Source organism: Hymenobacter sp. YIM 151858-1, from assembly GCF_025979705.1.
Taxonomy (GTDB): Bacteria; Bacteroidota; Bacteroidia; order Cytophagales; family Hymenobacteraceae; genus Solirubrum.
Genome location: NZ_CP110136.1, coordinates 1,187,534 through 1,212,025, shown reverse-complemented (window position 1 = coordinate 1,212,025; position 24,492 = coordinate 1,187,534). Strand labels below are relative to the sequence as shown.

The following is a 24,492-nucleotide window of genomic DNA, read 5'->3' as shown; positions in this document are numbered from 1 at the left end:
TGAACCCTGACAACCAAGCCCTAACCCCTAATACCTAAGCCCTGAAAAATGCAAATCATTCAATATCCTTCGCCGGCCGAGTGGACTGCTTTGCAGCAGCGACCGGCCCAAGGCGAAGCGAAGCAGGTGGAGCAGCGGGTGCGCGAAATCTTCGACGATGTGCGAGAGCGCGGCGACGAGGCCCTGCTGCACTATGCCGCCGTGCTCGACGGCGCAGCCCTAGGTAGCCTGCGCGTATCGCCCGAAGAAGTACGCGCCGCCATTGCCCAGGTACCCGCCGACTTGCAGGCCGCCATCCGGCAGGCTTACCAAAACATCGAACGATTTCACTCGGCCCAGCGCGAAGCCGAGCTACGCCTCGAAACCATGCCCGGCGTGGAGTGCTGGCGCCGCTCGGTGCCCGTGCAGCGCGTGGGCTTGTACATCCCCGGAGGCACGGCGCCGTTGTTCAGCACGTTGCTGATGCTCGGCGTACCCGCCCGCCTGGCTGGCTGCCCCGAAATCGTGTTGTGCACGCCTCCCGGCAAAGATGGCTCCATTAACCCCGTGATTCTGTTCACGGCGGAGCTGCTGGGCATCGGCACCATTATCAAAGCCGGCGGCGCGCAGGCCGTGGCCGCGCTTACCGGCGGTACTACCAGCGTACCCGCCGTCGATAAAATCTTTGGTCCCGGCAACCGCTACGTAACCGCCGCCAAGCAACTTGCCGCCCAGCGCGGCGTGGCTATCGATATGCCGGCTGGCCCTTCGGAAGTGCTGGTAATTGCCGACGAAACCGCCAACCCCGTGTTTGTGGCGGCCGACCTGCTCAGCCAGGCCGAGCACGGCCCCGATTCGCAGGTGGTGCTGCTTTCCAACTCGCCGCGCGTGCTCGAGCAAGTAACCGCCGAAGTACAACGCCAGCTAGCCGAGCTGCCGCGCCACGAAGTAGCCGCCCTGGCCTTGCGCGAAAGCCGGGCCATTCTGCTGCGCACCCCCGAGGAAATGTTGCTGTTCTCGAACCAGTATGCGCCCGAGCACCTGATTCTGGCCGTTGAAAACGCCGAGGCTCTGGCTGCGGGCGTAACCAGCGCCGGCTCGGTGTTCCTAGGTCATCTCACGCCGGAAGCGGCCGGCGACTACGCCTCGGGCACCAACCACACGCTGCCCACCAACGGCTACGCCCGCAACTACAGCGGCGTATCGCTCGATTCGTTCGTGAAGAAAATTACATTCCAGCGCATCACGCCGGCGGGGCTGCGGGCCCTAGGTCCGGTGGTGGAAGCCATGGCCGAAGCCGAAGGTTTGCGCGCCCACGCCCGGGCCGTAACGCTGCGCCTGGCTTCGCTTAAGGAAGAATGAGGAATGAATAAGGAAGATGGGCGGCCGTGCCTGCTTGGCTGGTAGGCCAATCTTCCTTATTCATTCCTCATTCTTCCTTATTCACCCTTCCTTGCTTCCATGAATCTCGACTCACTTATTCGGCCCAACATCCGGGCTATGAAACCCTACGCGTCGGCCCGCGACGAATTTCAGGGCACGGCGCAGGTTATGCTCGATGCCAACGAAAACAGTTTGGGCTCGGTAGGTCCGCAGGCATTCAACCGCTACCCCGATCCGCTGCAGCGCCAGGTGAAGGCCGAAGTAGCCAAGCTCAAGCACGTACGCCCCGAGCAGATCTTTCTGGGCAATGGCTCCGACGAAGCCATCGACTTGCTGCTGCGCCTGACCTGCGTGCCCGGCCACGACAGCATCGCCATTCTGCCGCCAACCTACGGCATGTATGAGGTAGCCGCCAACCTCAACGATATTGCCATCGAGCGCATCCCGCTCACGGCTGATTTCCAGCTTTCGGCCGAGGCTATTACTAAGGTGTTGGCGTCGGAAGCGAAAGTGGTGTTCCTGTGCTCGCCCAATAACCCCACCGGCAACCTGCTGCACCAGGAGGCCATCGAGCAAATTCTGCGCGGCTTCCGCGGGATTGTGGTAGTCGACGAAGCCTACATCGATTTTGCCGATGCCCCGAGCTGGACAACCCGCCTCGACGAGTTTGCTAACCTCGTAGTGCTACAAACCTTCTCGAAGGCCTGGGGCATGGCCGGCCTGCGCCTGGGTATGGCCTTCGCCTCGGCCGAGCTCATCGGCTACCTCAACAAGATCAAGCCTCCTTATAATATATCGGAGGCCACGCAGCAGCACGCCTTGGCGGGCCTGCACGATGCCGCACGCTTCGAGCAGATGCGGCAGGAGCTGCTGACCGGCCGCGTGTGGCTGCGGCAGCAGTTGCCCTCGGTAGGCATTGTGGAAGAAGTTTATCCTTCCGATGCCAACTTCCTGCTCGTGCGCTTCCGCCCCGATGCCACGGCCGTGTACGAGTACCTGCTTGGCAAAGGCATTGTGGTGCGCAACCGTACCACCCAGCCCGGCTGCGCCGGCTGCCTGCGCCTGACGGTGGGTACGCCCGCCGAGAACGAGCAGCTGTTGCGGGCCCTGCAGCAATACGCCTAGGTCAGTGAGGCCGCCCGGTTCTTGAGGAGTCGGGCGGCTTCGTTCATTCAACCACACCCAACGCGAGGCACAAGGTCTCGCGCCTTCCTAATGAAAAAAGTACTTTTCATCGACCGCGACGGCACCATCTTGGTGGAGCCGCAGCCCAGCCAGCAGGTTGATAGCTTCGATAAGTTTCAGTTTCTGCCAGGCGCCATCAGCAACCTGGCACGCATTGCGCGCGAGCTCGACTACGAGCTGGTGCTCGTAACCAACCAGGACGGCCTCGGCACCGCGTCGTTTCCGGAGGATACGTTCTGGCCCTGCCAAAACCTGATGCTCGACATTTTGCGCGGCGAAGGAGTGGAGTTTGTCCGCAGCCACATCGACCGCAGCTTCCCGCACGAAAACCTGCCAACCCGGAAGCCCGGCATCGGCATGCTCACCGAGTACCTCGATCCGGCCAACGGCTACGACTTGCCGAACTCCTACGTGCTCGGAGACCGAATCACGGATGTGCAGCTGGCCGAAAACCTAGGGTGCCAATCCATTCTCATCAGCGACGACCTCACCGACGAGCGTGCCGCCCTTACGACTACCAGCTGGGATGCCATATACCAGTTTCTGCGCTTGCCCGCTCGCAAGGCAGTGGTACAACGCGACACCAACGAAACCAAGATTCGGGTTGAGCTAAACCTCGACGGCAGCGGCAAGCATAGCATAAAAACCGGCCTCGGATTTTTTGACCACATGATCGATCAGCTGGCCAAGCACAGCGGGGTAGATATGCTGGTGGAAGTACAAGGCGACTTGCACATCGACGAACACCACACCATCGAGGATACGGCTATTGCCATCGGCGAGGCATTCAACCAAGCCATCGGCGATAAGCGCGGCGTGGCTCGCTACGGGTTCTTGCTGCCCATGGATGACTCGTTGGCGCAAGCCGCTATCGATTTTTCGGGGCGGCCTTGGCTGGTGTGGGATGCCTCGTTCAAACGCGAAAAAGTGGGCGACATGCCTACCGAAATGTTTTACCATTTCTTTAAAAGCTTCTCCGACGCCGCCCGGTGTAACCTCAACATTAAGTGCGAAGGCGACAATGAGCACCATAAGATCGAGGCCATCTTTAAGGCTGTTGCGAAGGCCACAAAGGTAGCTTTGCAACGCGATGCTACCAAGATGGAAATACCTAGCACCAAAGGAGTTCTGTAGGGATTTAACATATGTTTATACAAATGAGTAAACACCTGTTTCGGGCTTCCTCATGCACGGAAGGTGAGGGAGAAATAGATGTTGTTCATTTGTATAAACATTTGGTATAACGAAATGGAAATAGCTGTAATTGACTACAAAGGCGGCAACGTACAGTCGGTGTTGTTTGCCCTGGAGCGCCTGGGTGTACAAGCAACCCTAACGGCTGATCATGACACGATCCGGCGTGCCGACAAGATCTTGTTTCCGGGCGAAGGCGAAGCCGCATCGGCTATGCAGGAGCTGCGGGCCCAGGGCCTCGACCAACTTCTGCCCACGCTCGAGCAACCCTTCCTGGGTATATGCCTGGGCATGCAGCTGCTGGGGCAGCACAGCGAAGAAGGCGACACGCAGCTGCTCGGTATCCTGCCCTTCGAGGTAAAGCGCTTCGCGGCCGACGCTCAGCACAAAGTGCCGCATATGGGCTGGAACAACCTGCAGCGTTTGCGCACCCCACTGTTCGAAGGCCTGCGCGAGGAAGACTTCGTGTACTTCGTGCACAGCTACTACGCACCCGTGGGCGACTACACCATTGCCGAGGCCGCCTACCCAGCACCGTTCAGCGCGGCGGTGCAGCACGGCAACTTCTATGCGGTGCAGTTTCACGCCGAGAAAAGCGGCCCGGTAGGTACCCGCATCCTTCAGAACTTTTTAGGGATTAGGGCTTAGTGGTTAGGTATTAGGCCTTGGTTTTACGAGGAGGCAAGCATCAACAAACTCCTTCTGCACCACCAAGTCCTAGCATCTAACCGACAAACCAACCCCTAAGACCTAATTCCTAAGCCCTTTCAACCATGGAAATCATACCTGCCATCGACCTTATTGGTGGCCAGTGCGTGCGCCTCACCGAAGGCGACTTTGCCCAGCAAACCACGTACGACTCCGACCCCTTGGCCGTAGCCCAACGTTTCGAGCAGCACGGCATGCGCCGCCTGCACCTCGTCGACCTCGACGGCGCCCGGGCTAAGCGCCCGGTAAACCTGCCCATGCTCGAGCGCATCGCCCGCCACACCAACCTTATTATCGATTTTGGCGGTGGCTTGCAGCAGGAGGAAGCCGTACGGCAAGCCTTCGATGCTGGCGCGGCGCAAATCACGGCGGGCAGCATTGCCGTACGCGAGCCCGACACCGTGCAAGCATGGCTGCGCAGCTTCGGGGCAGAGCGCATTATTGTCGGCGCCGATTTTCGCGACAACCACATTTCCATAAACGCCTGGGCCGAGCAATCGGAGCGCACCCTGGCCGAGTTTGTGGCGGCTTACCTTGGCGCCGGCGCCACCACTTTTGTGTGCACGGATGTCAGCAAGGACGGCAAGCTGCAAGGCCCCTCCCTAGGTGCCTACAAAGCCTTGCGTGCCGAGCTGCCGCAAGCGCAGCTGGTAGCCAGTGGTGGGGTAACCACCATTGCCGACGTGGAAGCCCTGGCCGAAGTGGGCATGCACGGCGCCATTATCGGCAAAGCCATTTACGAGGGTACCATCCGGCTCGAAGACCTTCGCCGGTTCGTGGCCTAGGTCTCTCCCTGTACTTTCAACTAAAAGAAGATGCTTACCAAACGCATCATTCCGTGCCTCGATGTAAAAGACGGCCGCACCGTGAAGGGCATCCGCTTCGAGGGTTTGCGCGACGCCGGCGACCCGGTGGCGCTGGCGTCGCAATACGCCAAGCAGGGCGCCGATGAGCTCGTGTTCCTGGATATTACCGCCACCAATCAAAAGCGCCAAACCCTGGTGGCGCTGGTGCGCGACGTAGCCCGCGAGCTGGACATCCCGTTCACCGTAGGCGGCGGCATTGGGGCCGTGGCCGACGTGGAAGCGCTGCTGCTCAACGGAGCCGACAAGGTATCCATCAACTCGGCCGCCTTGCAGCGCCCCGAGCTGATTGATGAGCTGGCCCGCCGCTTCGGCTCGCAGTGCATTGTAGTGGCCGTAGATGCCCGCCACACGGCCGAAGCGGGCTGGCAGGTGTATACCCGCGCCGGTACCGTAGCCACCGGCCGCGATGCCGTGGCCTGGTGCCGCGAGGCCGCCGAGCGCGGCGCCGGCGAGCTGCTGCTTACCTCCATGAGCCACGACGGCACCAAAGATGGTTTTGCGCTGGATGTTACGGGCGCCGTATGCCAGGCCGTGAGCGTGCCCGTTATTGCTTCGGGCGGGGCTGGCAAGATGGTACACTTCACCGATGTGTTTCAGCAGGCCCGGGCCGATGCAGGCTTAGCTGCTAGCGTCTTTCACTTCGGCGAAATCGGCATTCCTGACCTCAAGCAGCACCTGCGAGCCGCCGGTGTTCCGGTAAGAATATGAGTTGTCGGTTGTCAGTTGCGGGTTGCTAGTAAAATCAGCCTGAACGAACTGACAACCGACAACCCGCAACTGACAACCCAAATGACTTTTGACTTCGAAAAAATGGGCGGGCTGATTCCGGCCGTGGTGCAGGATGCCGACACCGGGCAGGTGTTGATGCTGGGCTACGTGAACGAGGAGGCGCTGCGCAAAACCGAGCAGGAGGGACGCGTTACCTTTTTCTCGCGCTCCAAGAACCGCCTCTGGACCAAAGGCGAAACCAGCGGCCACTACCTCACGGTGGTCAGCCTGCACCCCGACTGCGACCACGACGCGCTGCTAATCCGCGCCCGGCCCGATGGCCCCACCTGTCACCGCGGCACCGTAAGCTGTTTCGAGCAGGAGCAGCAAGCGGCGTTGCCCACGGCCCCGGTGAGCTTTCTGGCTGAGCTGGAGCGCCTGGTGACCCGCCGTCAGCAAAACCCCGCCGAAGAACCCAATTCGTACACGGTAAAGCTGTTTCAGAAAGGCATGCCCAAGATTGCCCAGAAAGTAGGCGAGGAGGCCGTGGAAACCGTTATCGACGCTGTAGCGGGCAACCGCGACGGGCTGAAGGGCGAGGCGGCCGATTTGCTCTACCACCTGCTGGTGCTGCTGCGGGCGTCGGACCTAGGGATTGAGGACGTGGTGGAGTTATTGCGCCAGCGCCACTCCACCATATCGGCGGGTGTGCGTCGGGAGTAAAGCCTGGGGCGAATTGGCCTCACGCTCAAAAAGCCCCAGCGCCGCGGAGAAACTTCCTCCGCGGCGCTGGGGCTTCTGCTTTGTAAAGAATGCTCAGGCTAAAATCTGTACCCTGCGTGCAGGGCTACAGCCAAGCCTGTCAGGTGGAAAAAGTACTTGGATGTGGATTGCACGTACATCCTTTGGTTGTCGTCCCAGACGTATTTCCGGCGAAAACCCAAAGCCACATCGGGCCCTAGGTTGAAATCAAATGTGAAGCGTTGCCCCAGCTGGCACTGCCGGCCGAAGCGTAAGGTGAGGCTTTGGCCATGGAGAAAGTTGCTGTCAGTTTCTGAACTATGCACATCGCCCAGAAAGCTGGCGCCCCCGGCCGCATACCAGCCTACAAGCGCGGGTTTGGCCGCTTGCAAATACCGGCGGTAAGTAAGCTCAGCTGCAAATTCACGGGTGCGGTAAACGCCACTGAAGCTGGTGCGGTAGGTACGTTGCCAATACACAACGGCACCCTGTAAGCTGGAATGGGCACCGATCTGCCGTTCGTAGCCGGCATAAATGCCCCCGTTCCAGCTGGCTTGAAAGCCCAGTTTGAGGGCTTGTGCTTTGCCCGCAGGCGTGGTTTGAGCCAGCCCGCCGCTTGGTTCGGATTGTGCCCGCGAGACAAGTGGTGAAAGGCCAAAGCAGGCCAATACAGATGCGGTAAAAATGTGTTTCATGAGATGTATTCGAAATGAATACTCTAACGCTTACTTAAGGCTTGCTATATAGCAGCGGCAAAATAAATGCCAGGTGAACCCAGCCTCACAATGTGCGCCTGGTGCATCAAGTATGTGGCTGTGCACGCAATGCAGCCCAATTTCCTGCCTACATTGCAGGCCGTTTTCCTTGCTATGTCCGACAATTCCCGCTACCTCGCCACGCAGTCGTTTACGGTGTTGGTGCCGGTTTTCAACGAAGAAGAAAGCCTGCAGCAGTTTGTGGTTGAGATGAACAAGTTTCTGGAGGTAACTCCGGTTGCTACTACCGTGCTCTTCGTCAACGACGGCTCTACCGACGGTTCCTTGGCCCTGATGCGCAAGATCTGCCGCCAGGATACCCGCTACGAGTTCGTGTCGCTGGCGCAGAACCGCGGGCTGAGCACGGCTATTAAAGCGGGAATCGACCACGCCCGGGGTACCTTGGTCGGCTACATCGACTCCGATATTCAGACCACGCCCATGGACTTCCTGGAGTTGCTGAAGTTCTTTCCGGAGTACGACATGGTTACCGGCATTCGGGCCAAGCGCCAGGATTCGCCGGTGAAGCTGTTGTCGTCGAAAATCGCCAACAATTTCCGCCGCCTGATGATTAACGATGGGATTGTGGATACGGGCTGCCCGCTGAAAATCCTGAAGACGGAGTACGCCCGGCGCCTGCCGCTGTTCCATGGCATGCACCGTTTTCTGGGTGCCTTGGTGCAATTGCAGGGCGGCAAGGTAAAGCAGCTGCCCGTAAGGCACTTTCCGCGCTTTGCCGGCACGGCCAAGTACAACCTCTGGAACCGCCTCTGGAAACCTCTGGTGGATACCTTCGGCTACCGCTGGATTCGCTCGCGCTGGAAGAACTACGAAATCGGGGAGAAGCACCACCACGCCGCCTAGGTGGCACCTGCTGGTATGAAGACCGAGACTGTTGCTTTGCTAATTGGTCTTGCCTCGCAGCTGCTGTTCTCGAGCCGCATTGTGGTGCAATGGGTACAGAGCGAGCGGGCCAAGCGCGTGCTCGTGCCCAGCGTGTTCTGGCAAATCAGCCTGGTGTCTTCGTTTCTGATGATTATCTACGGCATGCTGCGCCACGACCCGATTATTCTGGGCGCTCAGGTCATCAGCTACGCCATTTATATCCGCAACCTGCAGCTGCTGGGCGAGTGGGGCAAGCTCAACCCGGTGTTTCGGTTTGCGGCTTACGCGTTTCCGCTGGCAGCCCTGGGGTGGTTTGTGGCCGGCACGCCGCATTTCAGCCTGCAGGCCATGCTGTCCTCGCGCATACCCGGTGGCTGGCTGCTGCTGGGTGCGGTGGGGCAAACGGTGTTTCTGCTGCGCTTTGTGTACCAGTGGCTGTACTCGGAGCGCAAGGGCGAGTCGGTGCTGCCCTTGGGCTTCTGGCTCGTCAGTTTCGTGGGCTCCGTGATGATCCTGGTTTACGCGGCCTTGCGCCACGATGCGGTGCTGATTCTGGGCAACGTGTTCGGCACGGTGGTGTATGCCCGCAACATTGTGCTGCTGCGCCGCGAGCAAAACCACCTGGGCCCGCCAGCAGCCGACAAACTTACTGCCCTGGAGGAGCGTCCCAAGGCTCAGGCCAGCTAACGGCACCTAGGAGGGCGAGGCGCTAGACCGGGGCGGCTACGTGCGCGGCATTCAGCCACCGCACAAACTCGCGCAGGCCGGCCTCGAGCGAGGTAGCCGGGTTGTAGCCCAGCAGCTGTTGGGCTTTGCTGATGTCGGCATACGTTACCTCTACGTCTCCGGCCTGCATGGGCTGAAAGCGCAGCTGGGGAACTGCGCCAACGGCTTTGCCCACGGCGGCAATGAGTTCAAGCAGGGGCACGGGTCGGTTGTTGCCCAGGTTCACGGTTTCGTACACTTGGGTGTGCGCCAGCAGGTAATTTACGCCGCGCACAATGCCGTCCACGGTATCGGCCACGTAGGTGTAGTCGCGCGCCGTGCTGCCATCCCCAAACACCGGAATGGGCTGTCCGGCGCGCAGCAGCCGCACGAACTTATGAATGGCCAGATCGGGGCGTTGGCGCGGGCCGTATACCGTGAAAAAGCGCGCGTTCAGCACGCTCAGCTGGTAGAGGTGGTGGTAGGTGTAGGTTAGTTGCTCGCCGGCCAGCTTGGAGGCCGCGTACGGCGAAATGCACGAAGCCAGCAGCGGCTCATCCTCCTGAAACGGCCGGCGGGGCGTATTGCCGTAAACTGACGACGAAGAGGCGAACAGCAGGCGGGGGATACCGCGCAGGCGCATCCACTCCAGCAGGTGGGTGGTGCCCACCACGTTGTTGTCCAGGTAGGCCACCGGCTCCTGCACCGACGGGCCCACGCCGGCTTTGGCAGCCAGGTGCACCACCACGGCCGGCGCCTCCTCGGCAAAAGCTGCGTCGAGTGCCGCCGCGCCTTGCCTCAAGTCCAGTTCCGCAAACACAAAGTTCGGGTGCGCCAGCAGGCTGCTCAGGTTTTGCTGCTTAATGGCTCGCGGGTAAAACGCGTCGAAGTTATCGAGCCCACACACCCGAAAACCGTCGTTCAGCAGCCGTTCGCAGAGGTGAGAGCCAATAAAGCCTGCGCAGCCAGTAACCAGAACCGTGGGCATGTGTTTAGAAGCAGGAAGGGTGTGCATGAAGGCGGCAAAGGTATAATAAAAGCTATGCTGCAATGGCGCCGCGCGGCGTAGCTTTTACGCCCGGACTACGTATCAGGCGCAGGCGGTAAAGATCTATGGGCAACACTTTGTTTACAGCGGCGGGCTGGCCCCGGCGCTGGGTGCGGTGGGTGGTGTTGGGGTTGGTACTGGGCTGTGGGTTGTTTGTGGAGCTGGGCGTGCCCGAAATCGGCCTCATGGAAGCCCGGAATTTCGTGGCCGCGCGCGAGATTCATGCCGGTGGTTCGTGGCTGCTGCCCACCCTCAACGGCGAGCTGCGCCTGGCCAAGCCGCCGTTGCCTACCTGGTTGGTTGCCGGGGTGATGCACCTTACCGGCAACACCACCGACCTAGGGCTGCTGCGTTTGCCATCGGCCGTCGGCGCCTGCCTGCTGGTGTTGTTCTTCTGGAAGCTGGCGCGTCAGCTCACCCCGCCCACCGACGAAGGCCGTACCGCCTGGCTGGCCGCGCTGGTATTGGCCAGCTCGTTGCTCCTGCTTACCGTAGGCCGCGACGGCAACGGTTGGGATGTCTATTGCTATTGCTTTGCTACCGGAGCCCTTGCGGCCCTTATGCGCGCCTTGCAGTTCCCCGGGCAGGGGTGGGGATGGTTTTCCCTGGCCGGCATACTGTTGGGCCTGTCGACTTTAAGCAAAGGGCCGGTAGCCTTGTATGGCATGGTACTGCCTTTCGGGCTGGCCTACGTCTGGAAATTCGATTGTGCATCCGTGCGTGGTCACCGTTGGCCGTTGCTGTTTATGGTGGGGCTGGCGCTGGGAGTTGCCGCCGCCTGGCCGCTGTACGTGTACCTGAACCATACGTCGGAGGCTACGCAGGTGGCGCAGGCTGAAAGCGCCTCCTGGGCCAACCGCCACGTGCAGCCGCTGTGGTACTACCTTAATTTCCCGGTCTTCATGGGGGTATGGGCGCTGGCTGCCCTAGGTGCTTTGGTGTGGCCTTATGCCCGCAAGCGTTGCCAGGCCTACGTGCCGTACGGCTTTGCGCTGGCCTGGGCCTCGCTTACCATTCTGCTGCTCTCGCTCGTACCCGAAAAGAAAGAACGCTATCTGCTGCCCGTGCTGCCACCGCTGGCCTTGCTGGTCGCCGGATTGCTGCGCTATTGGCTTGCTACCGCCCCGCAGCAGCTTCAGCGTACCGACCGGTGGTTGCTGCGTTTCTGGCTGATTGTGCTGGGCTTGGCCGCCCTGGCTACGCCCGTGGCGTTGGGGTGGGCCAGGCTGCCTTCGTTTAGCTTGATGTCGCTTCGTTTCTGGCTTATGGTGGGGGTGTGTCTGCTGCTCATTGTTGGGCTTCTGGCTTTCTTCACCCAACGGGGGGCCGCTGCGGCAGTGGTAGGGAGTAGCCTGGTTGTGGTAACCACTACAGCCCTGCTGATGCCGGCTTATTCCGAGTGGCGCCGGCGCCGCGACGATGCCGGCCTTCGGTCGCAAGCTCAGGTAGTAGCCGCGCACCGGGAGCTCCGCGAACTGCCCGTATACAGCCTCAGCCCCATGCAAGTTAAGTGGGTTTGGGCTGCGGGTAGGGGCGTTCCATTAATCCCCGCAGCCGATGGACCCGCGCCGTTCCGGCATTTGCCCGTTGTTGTATATGCCGCTCAGCGGGGAGAAGCAGCCATACCCAAGACATGGCGAAACCAGCTGCAAGTTGTATCCCTCGACAGCTTCAACCTCGGCCACCACCACGCCGATGGGAAGTGGTACGTGGCTTTGTTGAAAAAGCGTTGAGCTCTGTACCGCTTAACATAATACTTTTCCCGGAGTGAAACGAAGGGCCAGGAGCAGTAGGGTAGTAGCTGCTTCCGGCCCTTCAACTTCTTTATTCCGAATACTACTTCAGGTGTTTGCGGATCTTCTCCAGCAATGCGTGTACGATGGCCAGATCAGCTTCGTCCTGCACCGAGAGCTGGCTATCCAGCCCGGGCCCGGTAATACGGATAGCATAAGAGTTGGCCGGAGCTTCTGCTACCGGAGTATCGGTTGTGGGTATATGATCTGCCTGAGCTGATACTGGAGCTGCCGTTGATGCCTTAAAACCTGTTGGGGCTTGTGGCACTGCCGTATGAACTACCGCTTCGGGTTGGGCTGGGGTTTGAGTATATAGTAGGTGAGGTGGCGCAGCGACTGCTGGAGCGGCCGGCACAAGCGGTACGCTTGCCGGCACCTGCACAACCGGTATGACTGGCGCAGCCGGCGTTGCTACCGCGGAATTCAGCCCAAACAAACTCGAAACGGCATCGGCAGCGTTTGCTGTTGGGTTTGAACTTGCAGCGGCGTTGTTCCCGTTGGTTCCGCCCGGTATGTTATCCTGGTCGGGGCGAAACAAGTTAAGGTTCATCTCGGGGCTGGCTATATCCCGGCGAGGTACGGCCTGAGCCATCTGATCTATATCCGCAATAACATTGCGTTCATCCAGCACGCCCACCATTCGTGCGCCTTCCACGAAGGCCCGCGCTACGTTCTGGGCATTGATTTCCTCGACTCCGAATTCTCTCACCAGCATTACGTCGAACATATGAACCGGCAGCTCGCGGTTACGAAACTTGCGGCATATGTGCGAGAAGAGCGGCGGATGTAAGAAGGCTTCTCTATGAAAGATTTTCTCTTCCTGCTTATCGTAGGCGTGCTTTATTCTCCTGAACAGATTCGTGGTGGTCAGCATCTCTCGCTTGCTAGTGAGCAAGCCAAACTTAACCGCAGAACCCAGGATAGCCTTAAAGCTTCCACTGACCTTACGGTTGAGTTTACGAGCACAGGCATCAATCGAGCACTTACCACCAGTGTCATCAACGACTTCCGAAGCCTCCCAGGCTGAGAGGTATGTGGTACGAGGGTAATCAATCGTTTTAGGCATATAAAAAAGCTGAGCACAAGGATAAATTAATAATAGCAGTAAAAAGCACATAAAGTATAAGAAAGTATATGCTGTTTTAAACTTTTTTTGCTATTATTTACTAACATAAGAGTGATTAACTTGAGTTCGGAGATACACAGTAAATAAAATCTATCTAACATAAAGGGGCGGAAATTGAGTAGGGAGGACGATAACACCTCATAGAACAGGGTAGGAAGGCTCTAAATCACCTCGGTTTGTGGGTTTGACATAGGAACCGCTTCACATTTAACGTTGCTTAAATCGCCTGTATGAAGGCAAGGCAGCAATAGGTGGCGAAGGCATCGACAGCAAGCAATTTCCATCCTTTAATAAGCGCTAAACACACCTGTAATCCGGGTGAACGTACACAACATCAACGCAATCCAGTATTGATTACAGAAGAAGGTGAAAGGGTGGCAATGCGAACGGAAGAATTGCCACATAGCATCTAACCTGAACCTGACAAAAAGAGTCTGTATCAAACTCAGACCAGAGCAAACCATGAGTTAACCGAAAGGGCTAGGCCGAAGCATGAGCATACAGCCGAGGACACTTAAACAAGTTGTGTGAACATGCTAAACTCAAAGCACAGCTCAGAACGAGACTGGAAATAGCACTGACCAAACCAACAGCACCATGCATAAGGTTACAACTCGTAAACGGAATGGCTCACCCTGCCACCAAATCCAAATACTATTATGTGTTATAATTTATATTATGTTAAGTAACAATGTAAAAAAGCAGCCCAATCTAACGACTGGGCTGCTGCGGACCTAGGCCCTACTATTTCATGAGCTTCTCAGCATCAGCTTTGCGGCCAACGCTGGTGTAAGCCTTCTGCAAGGCGTTACGTACGCCAGCTTCGTTCGGGTTAAGTTGCATCGCGGTTTCGAAGTACGGAATAGCCTGCTCCATAAACTTCTTTCCGTTCGCTTCCATCGGCTTGCCTTTGGCCTGATAAGTCTTCAGGTCCATCTTGTTCACCGTCTTAAAGATGTCAGCGCCTTTGTTGAAGTAGTAAACGCCGATGTTGAACTGCGAGTCGAAGTTCTTCGGATCCAGTTCAATGGCTTTCTTGTGGGCGGCCAGTGCTTGCTCGGGCTGCTTGTTCTGCTCATACACCGAACCCAGCACCGAGTACAGGTTCGAGTTGTTCGGATCGGCAGCAATAGCTTTCTGGATTTTCTCGATGGCCTGCGGACCACGGCCTGAGCTCAGCGCAATGTTCAGGTCTTCGAGCAGAAACTGCTTGTTGTTCGGGTAAGCTGCCAGCGCTTGCTGAATCACCTTGTTGGCTTCGGCTTCGTTCTTTTCCTGGCGGGCAATCTGCAACAAGCGGCCGTACATCTGCGGCGACTTGTAGTTGATAGCCATCAGCTTGCTGTAGTTCTCCTTGGCCTGCCCTAGGTCTTGCTTGGCTTCGGCGGCGTAGGCAGCATACAGCAGCGCCGTGGTGTCCTGCGGCTTGATTTGCTGCGCCATGCGGTACGAAGCCAAGGCCTCGTCGTACTTCTGGGCGTTGTAGCTCTCCACGCCGGCGTTCAGGGCCAGGCCGTAAATGTTCTCGAGGCGCTGAACGGCCTGCTTGCCGTAGTCGCTGTCCTTACCTTCCAGCTCAATAGCTTTCTGGTACGACTCGAATGCTACCTTATTGCCTTCGCCGGGCTGCAGCGCTTTGCCGTAAATCGGGCTCTGGGCAATGCCTTCGTAGATTTCGCCACGGGTATACCAGGTTTTGGCTTTGCCCGAGGTTTTCTCGTGGGTAATGGCTTTGTCGATTTCCGTACGCGCCTTATCAAGCGTACCCTGCTTTTGCATCAGGATGGCGTTGGTAACGGCTGAGTTCTGAGCCGAAGCTACCTGGATAGCCAGCGCTGCCAGAACCGTCAGGAGTGTTTTCTTCATAGCAGTTAGGAGAAGAGAGAAAACTGGTGTAAAAAGTAAGTGCAGAAATGGGTTGCCCCAAGGGCCGAGGGTTACTCGGCACCTAGGGTTTCCACGTCGTCGGTTTGCTCAGCGGCCGCCAGGGCTACCGGGCTTCCCTCCTGCTGTTCGAGGCCTTCTTCGGCCACTTCCAGCTCTTTATCTTCGGCGGCAACCTTCGCTACCGACGAAATTTCGTCGCCGTCGTTAATCTTGATCAAACGCACGCCTTGCGTGGCGCGGCCAATCGAACGAACATCAGCCACGCGCAGACGAATGGTGATGCCCGAACGGTTGATGATCATCAGATCGTCGTCGTCGTTCACATCTTTGATGGCAACAAGCGAGCCGGTTTTTTCCGTCACCTTGAGGGTGCTTACCCCTTTGGCGCCGCGGTTGGTGATGCGGTAGTCATCGATGGGGCTGCGCTTGCCGTAGCCGGTTTCCGATACCACCAGCAGTTCCTTGTTCGGGTCGGCCAGGCACACCATGCCCACCACACGGTCGTCGGCGTCTTCGGCAAGGGTGATGCCACGCACGCCGGCCGCCGTACGGCCCATGGGGCGCACGTTGGCCTCGTTGAAGCGCACAGCCCGGCCTTGCTTCGAAGCCAGAATCACTTCGCTGCTACCCGTCGTCAGTTGCACGTCGAGCAGACGGTCGCCCTCGTTGATGGTGATGGCGTTGATGCCGGCAGCGCGCGGACGCGAATACGCTTCGAGCGTGGTTTTCTTCACGGTGCCCTGCTCCGTGCAGAACATCAGGTAGTTGTTCTGGGCGTAGTCGGGGTCGCGCAGGTCGCGCACGTTCAGTACCGAGCGCACGGGGTCGTTGGCCAGCTCCGGAATCAGGTTCTGAATCGGACGGCCTTTGGCCGCTTTGCCGCCCTCGGGCAGCTCGTACGCCTTGATCCAGTACAGACGCCCGCCTTCGGTGAAGAGCAGCAGGAAGTCGTGGGTGGAGGCAACGAACAAATGCTCGGTGAAGTCGGCCTCCTTCGAGGAAGCGCCGCGTGAACCTAGGCCACCACGGCCCTGGGCGCGGTACTCGTCGAGCGAGGTGCGCTTGATGTAGCCTTCGTTCGAAATGGTAATCACCATCGACTCCTCGGCAATCAGCGACTCGAAATCGATGTCGCCGCCGGCGTATTCGATTTCGGTGCGACGCGAATCGCCGTAACGGTCGCGGATGTCGCTTAGCTCCGTACGAATGATGTCGCGCTGCATTTCGGGCGACTCCAGCACGGCCTTCAGGTGGTCGATGAGCTTCATCAACTCCTGGTACTCGTTCACGATCTTGTCGCGCTCGAGGCCGGTGAGGCGCTGCAAGCGCATATCAAGAATAGCACGGGCCTGAATGTCGCTTAGGGCAAACCGCTCGATCAACTGGGCACGGGCAAGCTCCGGGTCGCGCGACGAACGGATCAGGGCAATTACCTCGTCGAGGTGATCCAGCGCAATCAGCAGGCCCTCCAGGATGTGGGCCCGCTTCTGGGCTTCGGCCAGCTCAAACTTAGTGCGGCGGATGATAACCTCGCTGCGGTGCTCCACGAAGTGCACGATGAGGTCGCGCAGGTTCAGCGTCATGGGGCGGCCTTTTACCAGGGCCACGTTGTTTACGCCGAACGTCGATTGCAGCTGGGTGTACTTGAACAGGTTGTTCAGCACTACCTGCGGCACGGCATCGCGCTTCAGGTCGTACACCACGCGCAAACCGTCGCGGTCCGACTCGTCGCGCAAGTCCGAAATGCCCTCGATCTTCTTTTCGTTGATCAGCTCGGCCGTGCGCTGAATCATCGCGGCCTTGTTCACCATGTAGGGAACCTCGGTAACGATGATCTGCTCTTTGCCGGTGGGCGTGGTTTCGAAGTGGGTTTTGGCCCGCATCACGATGCGGCCGCGGCCGGTTTCCAGGGCCTGGCGTACGCCCTCGTACCCATAGATAACACCGCCCGTCGGGAAGTCGGGAGCCTTCACGAACTCCATCAGCTCCTGCACGGTAATCTCCGGGTTGGCCAGGTAAGCCACAATGCCGTCGACTACCTCCGTGAGGTTGTGCGGGGCCATGTTGGTGGCCATGCCCACGGCAATACCCGACGAGCCGTTTACCAGCAGGTTCGGGAATTTGGCGGGCATTACCGAGGGCTCCTCCAGCGAGTCGTCGAAGTTCGCCTGGAAGTCCACGGTGTCCTTGTCCAGGTCGCCGAGCAGCTCGTCGGCCAGGCGCTTCAGGCGGGCTTCGGTGTAACGCATAGCCGCCGGCGAGTCGCCGTCGATGGAGCCGAAGTTGCCCTGGCCATCGACCAGCGGGTAGCGCAACGACCAATCCTGCGCCATGCGCACCATGGTGTCGTACACCGACGAGTCGCCGTGCGGGTGGTACTTACCCAGCACCTCCCCTACGATACGGGCGCTTTTCTTGTACGCCTTGTTGTAGGATACGCCCAGCTCGCTCATGCCGTAGAGCACACGGCGGTGCACGGGCTTCAGGCCGTCGCGCACATCGGGCAAGGCACGCGAGATGATAACGGACATCGAGTAGTCGATGTACGCGCCGCGCATCTCGTCCTCAATGTTGATGGGAATAATCTTTTCGCCTTCAGCCATTAGACAAAACGAAAGGCCACCGCGCCTCTTACTGATGAGGTTGCGGCGCCCGGTTTAAAGTTGGATTTAAGAGGGCAAGATACCGAAAAAAAGCCGTTTTTCCTACCGTAATCACGGTTTTGGCTTGCTGCGGTTGTTGTGCATTTTACCGTCGGGCTGGTTGTGCACTTTGATCTTTTCACCGATCGAAGGGTTCTGTTTTTTGTAGATCGGCTGACCGCGGTACCTAACCTGGTTGTGGTAGTGCACCTTGCGCACGTGGCACGAGGCCATGGGGCATGTGCGGCAGCTGGTGAGCAGGGCAAGCAGTAAAACGCCCGGCAGTAAGCCTAGCCGGATCAAACGAAAGTCCATCTTCATCTTGCGACAAAACAACGCAAAAACGCCCGATTTCGTGCCGCTTAATTGGATATAAACAGGCTTTTTATTCACGTTCCAGGTCGCTTCCCTCCCACTCCCGCAGAAACTGAGCCAGGAACTGCTCCATGAAGGCGTGCCGCTCATCGGCCACGCGGCGGGCCGCGGCGGTGTGCAGCCGTTCGCGCAAATGCAGCAGCTTTTCGTAGAAGTGGTTGATGGTGGGGCCGCCGTTGTTTTTGTACTCGGCAAATGTGCCGTGCTGGATGGGCGGAATGCTCGGGTCGTGCAGGGCCCGGCCTTTGTGGCCGCCGTAGGCAAAAGCCCGCGCCACGCCAATGGCCCCGATGGCATCGAGCCGGTCGGCATCCTGCACGCAGGCGGCCTCGGGGCTACTTACCGGCGTAGCCACGCCGGCGCCCTTAAACGATACCTCCCGGATGATGAGCTCGACGCGGGCAATGAGTTCTTCGGGGGCTCCCTGGCTGCTGAGCCAGCTGCGGGCAGCCCTAGGTCCGGCCTCCTCGTCGCCGCCGTGGAACTTCCAGTCGGCAATGTCGTGCAGCAGGGCGGCCAGCTCCGTTACCAGAGTGTCGGCGCCCTCGGCGCGGGCAAAGGCCCGGGCACCCAGCCATACCCGTCGGATATGCGCCCAGTCGTGGCCGGAGCCCTCGGAGGCAAATTTCTCTTCTACAAACGCGGCGGTGCGCGCGATTAGCTCTTGGGGAGCGGGAGTATGCATGTGCGTGTACGTTGTGGCTACCGGGGCAGCGCTTCTCCCTAGGTGCCATGCCCACGGCCGGGCTCAGGCACCTAGGGAGAAGCCAGGGGTTAGTCGAGGATGGGGTGGCGCTGGAATTCGCGCGTGCGGTCGAAGTAATAGCGCAGGGTTTGGTGCTCGCGCCAGGGCGTGGCACCCAACAGCTCCACCAAGGCCATCATTTTGGGGTTGAAGTCGCCGATCCAGTTCATTACGGTGTGGGTGTAGGGCACGCCGCCGGGCTTTTGGATAATCAGCGACGATGCGTGCACCATGGCGGCCTCCACGCCCTTGCGCTGATGCTCGGGCACTACCCCGAACACCACACCAAACATCGTTTTAACGGTGTTGCGCAGCTGATGGTACTTGAACTGCACTTTCTGCCACCAGCCCAGCTTGCCGTTGAAATGGCGCAGAATTTCGTTGATTTCGGGTAAGCTGATGAAAAAGGAAACGGGTTGCTTATCGAAATAACCAAACCACACCAGCTTCTCGTCGAGGATGTCGAGCATGCTCTTCATGAGCTTTACCGATACCTCCTCCGACATGGGCTTCACCCCGTGCTTTACCCAGGCTTTGTTGTATACCTCCCGGAAATCGGCCGCGTATTTCCGCCAGTCGCGGCGGTGCATGTGCCGGAACGAGTAGCGCGGGTCCTGGGCAATGCGCTCGGCCCGCTTGGCGATGCTGGGGTGCAGCTGCCCTTCTATCGGGCGGAAATAGGTTACCTGCTTGTAAAACGTCTGGAACCCGTAGTTGTGCAGCAGCTGCGCGTAGTACTCGGGGTTGTAGGTAGCGCCGTAAATCGGCGAGCCAAAGTTTTGAGTAAGCAAGCCCCACCACTTATCCCGGTCGCCGAAGTTAATGGGGCCGTCCATTCCTTCGATTCCGCGGGCAGACAGCCAATCGCGGCAGGCATCGAGCAGGGCGTTGGCCGCCGCCTGATCGTCGATGCATTCGAAGAACCCCATTCCGCCCATCCGGCGAAAAATGTCTTGTGTAGCGAACGACTTTGCCGAATCCGGTGCGTCGGCATCCGAGGCACTGGCCTCAGGGGGAAAAGCGGCTTCGCGGTTGATAAAGGCGGCAACGCGGCCAATAGTACGGCCGGCCTCGTTGAGCAACAGCCACCGGGTGCATTCGCCGTTGCGGAACAGCTTGTTTTTGGCGGGGTCGAAAACCGCGTTTACATCCTGATCGAGCGGGCGGATGTAGTTCGGATCGTGGGCGTAGATAACGCGGGGCGGAAACTCCAGGAATTCGCGGGCGTGGGCCGGCGTAGATACTTCAACAAGCTGCATACAGGGGTGCAGAACAATGGTCGGAAGCACGAAGTAACGGAAAACCCGCCGTACGCCCCCTCCGACAACCTGGCCCCCAGGGCACGTGTTGGTGCTATCGAATCTTTGCTTACCTTTACCGCACCAAAACTATTCTTTCGCGCCCTGTCGGCTCCGGCCGATGGGGCGTTGAATTTTTAGGGGGTACTGGCCTGAACCTTGTCCCCTAGGTGCCAACCGCCACGTACAGGAAAGCACACACAAAAAGGCCCGGGCAGTTGCCCGGGCCTTTCCTGTTAAAGCCATTTGTATGGCTGCTTAGCGACGGTCGCGGTCGTCGTCGCCGTCAAACCAATCCGCAATCCGCCCGAAAAACCCCCGGTGCTCCCGGTCGTTGTCCCGATCGTAGCTCTCGTGGTCGCGGTTGCTGCGGTAGCGGCTGTTCTCGTCGTAGCGCGAGTCGATGTAGTCGCTGCCGTAGTTGGAGCGGCCCGAACCCATACCGCCCATGTTTTGGCTGCCGCCGCGGTTGCTCATGCTGCCTCCGCGGTTGTAGTTGTAGTCGTCGTCGCGGTCGTAGCCCATGTTCCGGCCCGAACCACCTTGGTTGCCGTAGCCGCCTTGCATGCCGCTTTCGCTGCCGTAGCGGTTCTGGCTCTGGTTGCGGTAGTCGCCGGAATAATCGCTGCCCGACGAACCGTAGTTCTGCGAGGAGCCGTAGCTGGTAGAGCCATAGTTCGAGCCTCCGCCATACGACGAAGAGCCCCTGCCCCGACGGTCGTCATCGTACCTGCTCGTGCCGCCCATGTTGCTGCCGCCGTAGCCGCCCATGCCGCTCCGGTTGCTCATGCTGCCACGGTTGTAATCGTCGCGGTCATAGTTGCTGCCCATACTGCCACGGCCCATATTTCCTTGGCCGCCTTGCATGCCGCCCTGGTTGCCGTAGCGGCCTTGGTCGTATTGCTGGCTTTGGCCGTAGCCGCCTTGCTGCCCATACGAAGATGACGAGGAGCCCGAGCTGTAGCCGTAGCGGCCGCTTACGCCGCGGGTGTTGTCATCGTCGTCGTGCTGGTTGTAGCGCCCGCTGCCGTACTGGTTCTGGCCTCGCTGCTGCTGGTCGTCGCCAAAGCGGCTGCGGTCCCGATTCTGGTAATCCGAGTTCCGATTGCGGCCGCGGTAGTCGCGCTCCTCATCATCGCGATGCTGATCGTAATTAGCCATGGTGGGAATGTGTTTTGGTTGAACAATCAACTTATTACTGCCCTTACAGCCTGTGAGTTGCGTTAAGCCGCATTTTCGCGGCCGCGTACAACCCTCCGGTTTCGGTGCAGCCCAGCTTCCAAAACGCAAACGCACTGCCGGGCTTGGCCCAAACCTTACTGCCTACTCCGCACCAATAGCCGAGCAACCTAGGGCACAAGCCAACCAACTGGCAAGCACACACAGGCCTTGTGCAGCTACGCGGTTTTTTAGCTAATTATTTGCGGAATATTTTTACGTTTTTTGCTGCTGGCGTTGCCCGCCCCATTCATTTTCGGGCTTCATTCATCTTTGGCCACGCCGGCCCCGTATTACCACTACCACACGCTGATTTGCTGCAGCTTATGCTGAACGACGACGACCTCGACCTGCCCGTAGGACTCACCCTCGAACGTTACATTATGCAGAAGCAAGGCGAATTTCCGGCCGCCACCGGAGAGTTTTCGCAGTTGCTTCGCGACCTGGCCCTGGCTGCCAAGCTCGTGAACCACGAAGTAAACCAGGCCGGCTTGCCCCAACTAAGCATGAACGTTCGGGCCGGCCTGGGCAACCAAACCTCGCAAACCCTCGACGAAACCGCCCACCTGCGCTTTTCGCGGGCGCTAAGCCGCGGCAGCGAGGTATGCGCCGTGCTATCGGCGCAGCATGGCACGTTGCAGAACACCGGCCACAACCTAGGCACCTACGCGGTAGCCCTCGATGCCCTCGACGGCGACACCAACACCGGCGTAGGCATTGGCTTGGGCACGCTGTTCAGCATTTACCGCCGGGTTTCGCCCCTAGGCACTCCGGCTACCCCCCACGATTTTCTGCAAGGCGGCCATAAGCTGGTAGCGGCCGGCTACGTGCTCTACGGCGCCAGCACTGTGCTGGTGTACACCACCGGCCAAGGCGTGGCGGCCTTTACCTTCCAGCCGCTGCTGGGCGAGTTTTACCTCGCGCAGCAGCAGGTAACCATTCCGTCGGAGGGCAATAGCTACTCGTGCAACGAAGGCCTGACCTTTCAATACCCCGAGCCCATTCAGGCGTACCTGACGGATTGCAAACAGCGCAGCTTTAGCAGCCGCTACGTTGGCTCGCCGGTGGCCGACTTCCACCGCACACTCTTCACCGGCGGCGTATACCTCAGCCCACCCACCGAAGCCGCACCCGACGGCACCCTCAGCCTCGTGACGCACTGCTTGCCGCTGGCCTATTTGGTAGTGCAAGCCGGCGGCCTGGCCTCTACCGGCAGCGAGAACGTGCTCGATGTGGTACCCACCGGCCTGCAGCAACCCAGCCCGCTCTACATCGGCTCGCGCAACATGGTGGAGGAGCTGACCAGCAAAATCCTGCAGCCAAGCTCGGCCGACGAAGCCTAGGCGCCCCTAGGTGCCGGCAACTACTGAAATGCAAAAGGGCCACACCCGCAACGGGTGTGGCCCTTTTGTGTAGTGCGACGAGTGCGACGCAGCCGGTTATTCCGGGAAATCGGCCGAGTTGCCCAGCTCGGCCTGGCTTTCGAGCTCCTGCAGCAAGGCCGTAAACTTTTCGCGGGCCCCGCGCACGGCGGCTTTGCCAATGGGCAAATGCAGAGGCGGGTTCGGCTCGCGTACCAGGTCAAACATAATCCGGGCGGCGCGCTGCGGGTCGCCGGGTTGCCTGCCGCTGTACCCCTGAATGCCCTTCAGGTTTTCGCCTACGGTGGGCTGGTAATCGTCGATGGCAGTGGTGACGATGTTGGCCGAGCGGCCGGCCCAATCGGTACGGAAGCCACTGGGCTCGATGTTGGTAACCTTAATGCCCAACAGGCCTACCTGCTGGGCAAGGCTCTCGCCAATGGCTTCGAGGGCAAACTTGCTGGCGTTGTACACGCCCACCCCCGGGAAAGTCTTGAGCCCGCCGATGCTGGTGATGTTGATGACGTGGCCGCTGCGGCGCTGGCGCAGGTGCGGCAACACGGCGCGGAGCACGTGCAAGGGCCCGTACACGTTCACCTCAAACTGGCGCTGCACCTCCGCAGCCGAAATCTCCTCGATGCTGCCCAACGAACCGTAGCCGGCGTTGTTGACCACGACATCGATATGGCCCAGGCCTTCGATTGCACCGGCCACGGCCGCTTTTACTTGCGCTTCGTCGGTAACGTCGCAGATCAGGGCAACGCCGTTGGGGCCAGCTTTCCGGGCAAATGCTTCGGCTTGCTCGGGCTGCCGAAAGGTAGCCGCCACTTTGTCGCCCTGCTGAAGCAGTAATTCGGCCAGGGCGGCGCCAAAGCCCGTGCTAACGCCTGTGATAAACCAATGCTTGGGTGTATTAGCCATTCTGTGCGAAAGAAAAATGAACTGAACAAGTATGCCGCGCGGGCATGTAGCGCTTTCAACTAGCCAGCGGCCGCTTAGGTTTTGCCTTATTGTTGCACGTGGGCGAGCTGGCCAGCCGCCCCTAGGTGCTGATTGTGCTGCACCGGAATATAGCGGGTAAGCTCGGCAGCAGTGGGTAGCTTTGCGGCTTAGCACCTAGGGCGTGGCTGCCGTGGGTGCGCGTCTCCATCGACTGTTCACCTCATGCCCCAGTTGCTCGTCGATAACCTCGCCGTAGAGGTCGTTCGCAAAAACATCCGTACGCTGCGCCTCACCGTGTACGCTCCCGATGGCCGCGTGCGCGTGGCCGTGCCCCTGCGCACGCCCGAAGAGGACATCCGGCAACTCGTAATCGCCCGGGGTTCCTGGATCCGCAAACACCAGGAGCGCTTTCAGCAGCAAACCCGCCCGCTACCGCTGCAATACCAAACCGGCGAGACGCACTACTACCTGGGCCAGCCGCACACGCTGCAGCTCCATTGCACCACCGGCACGCCGCGCGTTGAGCTCGACGGTAGTAAGCTGTGCTTATTCGAGAAGCCCGGCACCACCGCGGCCCAACGCAAGCAGCTGCTTACTGCCTGGTACCGGGCCCGCCTCAAAGAGCAATTGCCGGTGTTGCTGGCCCATTGGCAGCCGATTGTGGGCGTGCAGGTAAAGGAATGGGGCGTGAAGCAGATGAAAACCCGCTGGGGCACCTGCAACATCCGGGCAAAGCGCATCTGGCTGAACCTGGAGCTGATTAAGCACCCGCCGCACTGCCTGGCTTACGTGGTGGTGCACGAGCTGGTGCATTTGCACGAACGCCTGCACAACCAACGTTTCTGGGGGCTGATGGATCGGTTTATGCCCGAATGGCCGCAACACCGCCGCGAGCTAAACCAACACTTCCTGCGCGCTGGCCACACCCCCGACGCCTGCTAAGCACCT

22 protein-coding genes are annotated in these 24,492 nt (G+C 59.5%); 12 read left to right on the top strand and 10 right to left on the bottom strand.

Features of this window, described 5'->3' with window-relative positions:
• Nucleotides 1–48 precede the first annotated feature (48 nt).
• The 7 genes from hisD (at nt 49) to hisIE (ending at nt 6,746) form a co-directional block, all read left to right on the top strand.
• Entirely contained in the window at nt 49–1,341 is a 1,293-nt protein-coding gene (hisD, locus tag OIS50_RS05415) for a histidinol dehydrogenase (RefSeq protein ID WP_264693309.1), read from the top strand.
• Nucleotides 1,342–1,440: 99 nt separating this feature from the next.
• Nucleotides 1,441–2,487 carry a histidinol-phosphate transaminase gene (gene hisC, locus OIS50_RS05410; protein WP_264693308.1) on the top strand — a complete coding sequence of 349 codons (1,047 nt, stop codon included), beginning with the start codon at nt 1,441–1,443 and terminating at the stop codon, nt 2,485–2,487.
• Between the two features lie 90 nt (nt 2,488–2,577).
• Entirely contained in the window at nt 2,578–3,681 is a 1,104-nt protein-coding gene (gene hisB, locus OIS50_RS05405) for a bifunctional histidinol-phosphatase/imidazoleglycerol-phosphate dehydratase HisB (protein WP_264693307.1), read from the top strand.
• Between the two features lie 114 nt (nt 3,682–3,795).
• Nucleotides 3,796–4,389, top strand: a complete 594-nt coding sequence (hisH, locus tag OIS50_RS05400) for an imidazole glycerol phosphate synthase subunit HisH (protein ID WP_264693306.1) — start codon at nt 3,796–3,798, stop codon at nt 4,387–4,389.
• Between the two features lie 125 nt (nt 4,390–4,514).
• A complete protein-coding gene (gene hisA / locus OIS50_RS05395) occupies nt 4,515–5,234 on the top strand; it encodes a 1-(5-phosphoribosyl)-5-[(5-phosphoribosylamino)methylideneamino]imidazole-4-carboxamide isomerase (RefSeq protein WP_264693305.1) in 720 nt (239 codons plus the stop codon).
• 30 nt (nt 5,235–5,264) lie between these two features.
• The gene (gene hisF, locus OIS50_RS05390) at nt 5,265–6,023 is read left to right on the top strand and encodes an imidazole glycerol phosphate synthase subunit HisF (protein ID WP_264693304.1); all 759 of its coding nucleotides are present in this window, start codon (nt 5,265–5,267) and stop codon (nt 6,021–6,023) included.
• 81 nt (nt 6,024–6,104) lie between these two features.
• Nucleotides 6,105–6,746: a bifunctional phosphoribosyl-AMP cyclohydrolase/phosphoribosyl-ATP diphosphatase HisIE gene (gene hisIE, locus OIS50_RS05385; protein WP_264693303.1), complete on the top strand. Its 642-nt coding sequence runs from the start codon at nt 6,105–6,107 to the stop codon at nt 6,744–6,746.
• Nucleotides 6,747–6,844: 98 nt separating this feature from the next.
• Here the strand turns inward: hisIE and OIS50_RS05380 are convergent, their stop codons facing one another.
• Nucleotides 6,845–7,459: a DUF3575 domain-containing protein gene (locus OIS50_RS05380; protein ID WP_264693302.1), complete on the bottom strand. Its 615-nt coding sequence runs from the start codon at nt 7,457–7,459 to the stop codon at nt 6,845–6,847.
• Between the two features lie 174 nt (nt 7,460–7,633).
• Here OIS50_RS05380 and OIS50_RS05375 point away from each other — a divergent pair, with 174 nt between their 5' ends.
• A complete protein-coding gene (locus OIS50_RS05375) occupies nt 7,634–8,383 on the top strand; it encodes a glycosyltransferase (protein ID WP_264693301.1) in 750 nt (249 codons plus the stop codon).
• A gap of 15 nt (nt 8,384–8,398) precedes the next feature.
• On the top strand, nt 8,399–9,091 hold the full coding sequence (locus OIS50_RS05370) for a lipid-A-disaccharide synthase N-terminal domain-containing protein (protein ID WP_264693300.1): 693 nt from the start codon (nt 8,399–8,401) through the stop codon (nt 9,089–9,091).
• Between the two features lie 22 nt (nt 9,092–9,113).
• Here OIS50_RS05370 and OIS50_RS05365 read toward each other — a convergent pair whose 3' ends face one another.
• A complete protein-coding gene (locus OIS50_RS05365) occupies nt 9,114–10,097 on the bottom strand; it encodes a GDP-mannose 4,6-dehydratase (protein WP_264693299.1) in 984 nt (327 codons plus the stop codon).
• A gap of 125 nt (nt 10,098–10,222) precedes the next feature.
• On the opposite strand from OIS50_RS05365, the gene OIS50_RS05360 reads away from it, so the two are divergent.
• Complete coding sequence (locus OIS50_RS05360) at nt 10,223–11,890, top strand: ArnT family glycosyltransferase (protein WP_264693298.1); 1,668 nt, start codon at nt 10,223–10,225, stop codon at nt 11,888–11,890.
• Between the two features lie 103 nt (nt 11,891–11,993).
• Here the strand turns inward: OIS50_RS05360 and OIS50_RS05355 are convergent, their stop codons facing one another.
• From OIS50_RS05355 to OIS50_RS05325, 7 genes are all read right to left on the bottom strand, one after another.
• Nucleotides 11,994–13,067: a hypothetical protein gene (locus OIS50_RS05355; protein ID WP_264693297.1), complete on the bottom strand. Its 1,074-nt coding sequence runs from the start codon at nt 13,065–13,067 to the stop codon at nt 11,994–11,996.
• A gap of 753 nt (nt 13,068–13,820) precedes the next feature.
• Complete coding sequence (locus OIS50_RS05350) at nt 13,821–14,942, bottom strand: tetratricopeptide repeat protein (protein ID WP_264693296.1); 1,122 nt, start codon at nt 14,940–14,942, stop codon at nt 13,821–13,823.
• Nucleotides 14,943–15,013: 71 nt separating this feature from the next.
• A complete protein-coding gene (gene gyrA, locus OIS50_RS05345; RefSeq protein WP_264693295.1) occupies nt 15,014–17,566 on the bottom strand; it encodes a DNA gyrase subunit A in 2,553 nt (850 codons plus the stop codon).
• A gap of 111 nt (nt 17,567–17,677) precedes the next feature.
• Nucleotides 17,678–17,998: a hypothetical protein gene (locus OIS50_RS05340; RefSeq protein ID WP_264693294.1), complete on the bottom strand. Its 321-nt coding sequence runs from the start codon at nt 17,996–17,998 to the stop codon at nt 17,678–17,680.
• Nucleotides 17,991–18,665, bottom strand: coding sequence for an HD domain-containing protein (locus tag OIS50_RS05335; RefSeq protein WP_264693293.1), 675 nt, complete (start codon nt 18,663–18,665; stop codon nt 17,991–17,993). Before OIS50_RS05335 ends, OIS50_RS05340 begins: the two co-directional genes overlap by 8 nt.
• 89 nt (nt 18,666–18,754) lie before the next feature.
• Nucleotides 18,755–19,984 (bottom strand): hypothetical protein, encoded by a 1,230-nt coding sequence (locus tag OIS50_RS05330; protein ID WP_264693292.1) that lies wholly within the window; start codon nt 19,982–19,984, stop codon nt 18,755–18,757.
• Nucleotides 19,985–20,281: 297 nt separating this feature from the next.
• On the bottom strand, nt 20,282–21,184 hold the full coding sequence (locus OIS50_RS05325) for a hypothetical protein (protein WP_264693291.1): 903 nt from the start codon (nt 21,182–21,184) through the stop codon (nt 20,282–20,284).
• A 371-nt stretch (nt 21,185–21,555) separates the two neighbouring features.
• Here OIS50_RS05325 and OIS50_RS05320 point away from each other — a divergent pair, with 371 nt between their 5' ends.
• Entirely contained in the window at nt 21,556–22,584 is a 1,029-nt protein-coding gene (locus tag OIS50_RS05320; protein ID WP_264693290.1) for a class 1 fructose-bisphosphatase, read from the top strand.
• 96 nt (nt 22,585–22,680) lie between these two features.
• Here the strand turns inward: OIS50_RS05320 and OIS50_RS05315 are convergent, their stop codons facing one another.
• Complete coding sequence (locus OIS50_RS05315) at nt 22,681–23,523, bottom strand: oxidoreductase (protein ID WP_264693289.1); 843 nt, start codon at nt 23,521–23,523, stop codon at nt 22,681–22,683.
• 243 nt (nt 23,524–23,766) lie between these two features.
• On the opposite strand from OIS50_RS05315, the gene OIS50_RS05310 reads away from it, so the two are divergent.
• On the top strand, nt 23,767–24,486 hold the full coding sequence (locus OIS50_RS05310; RefSeq protein ID WP_264693288.1) for a M48 family metallopeptidase: 720 nt from the start codon (nt 23,767–23,769) through the stop codon (nt 24,484–24,486).
• Nucleotides 24,487–24,492 lie beyond the last annotated feature (6 nt).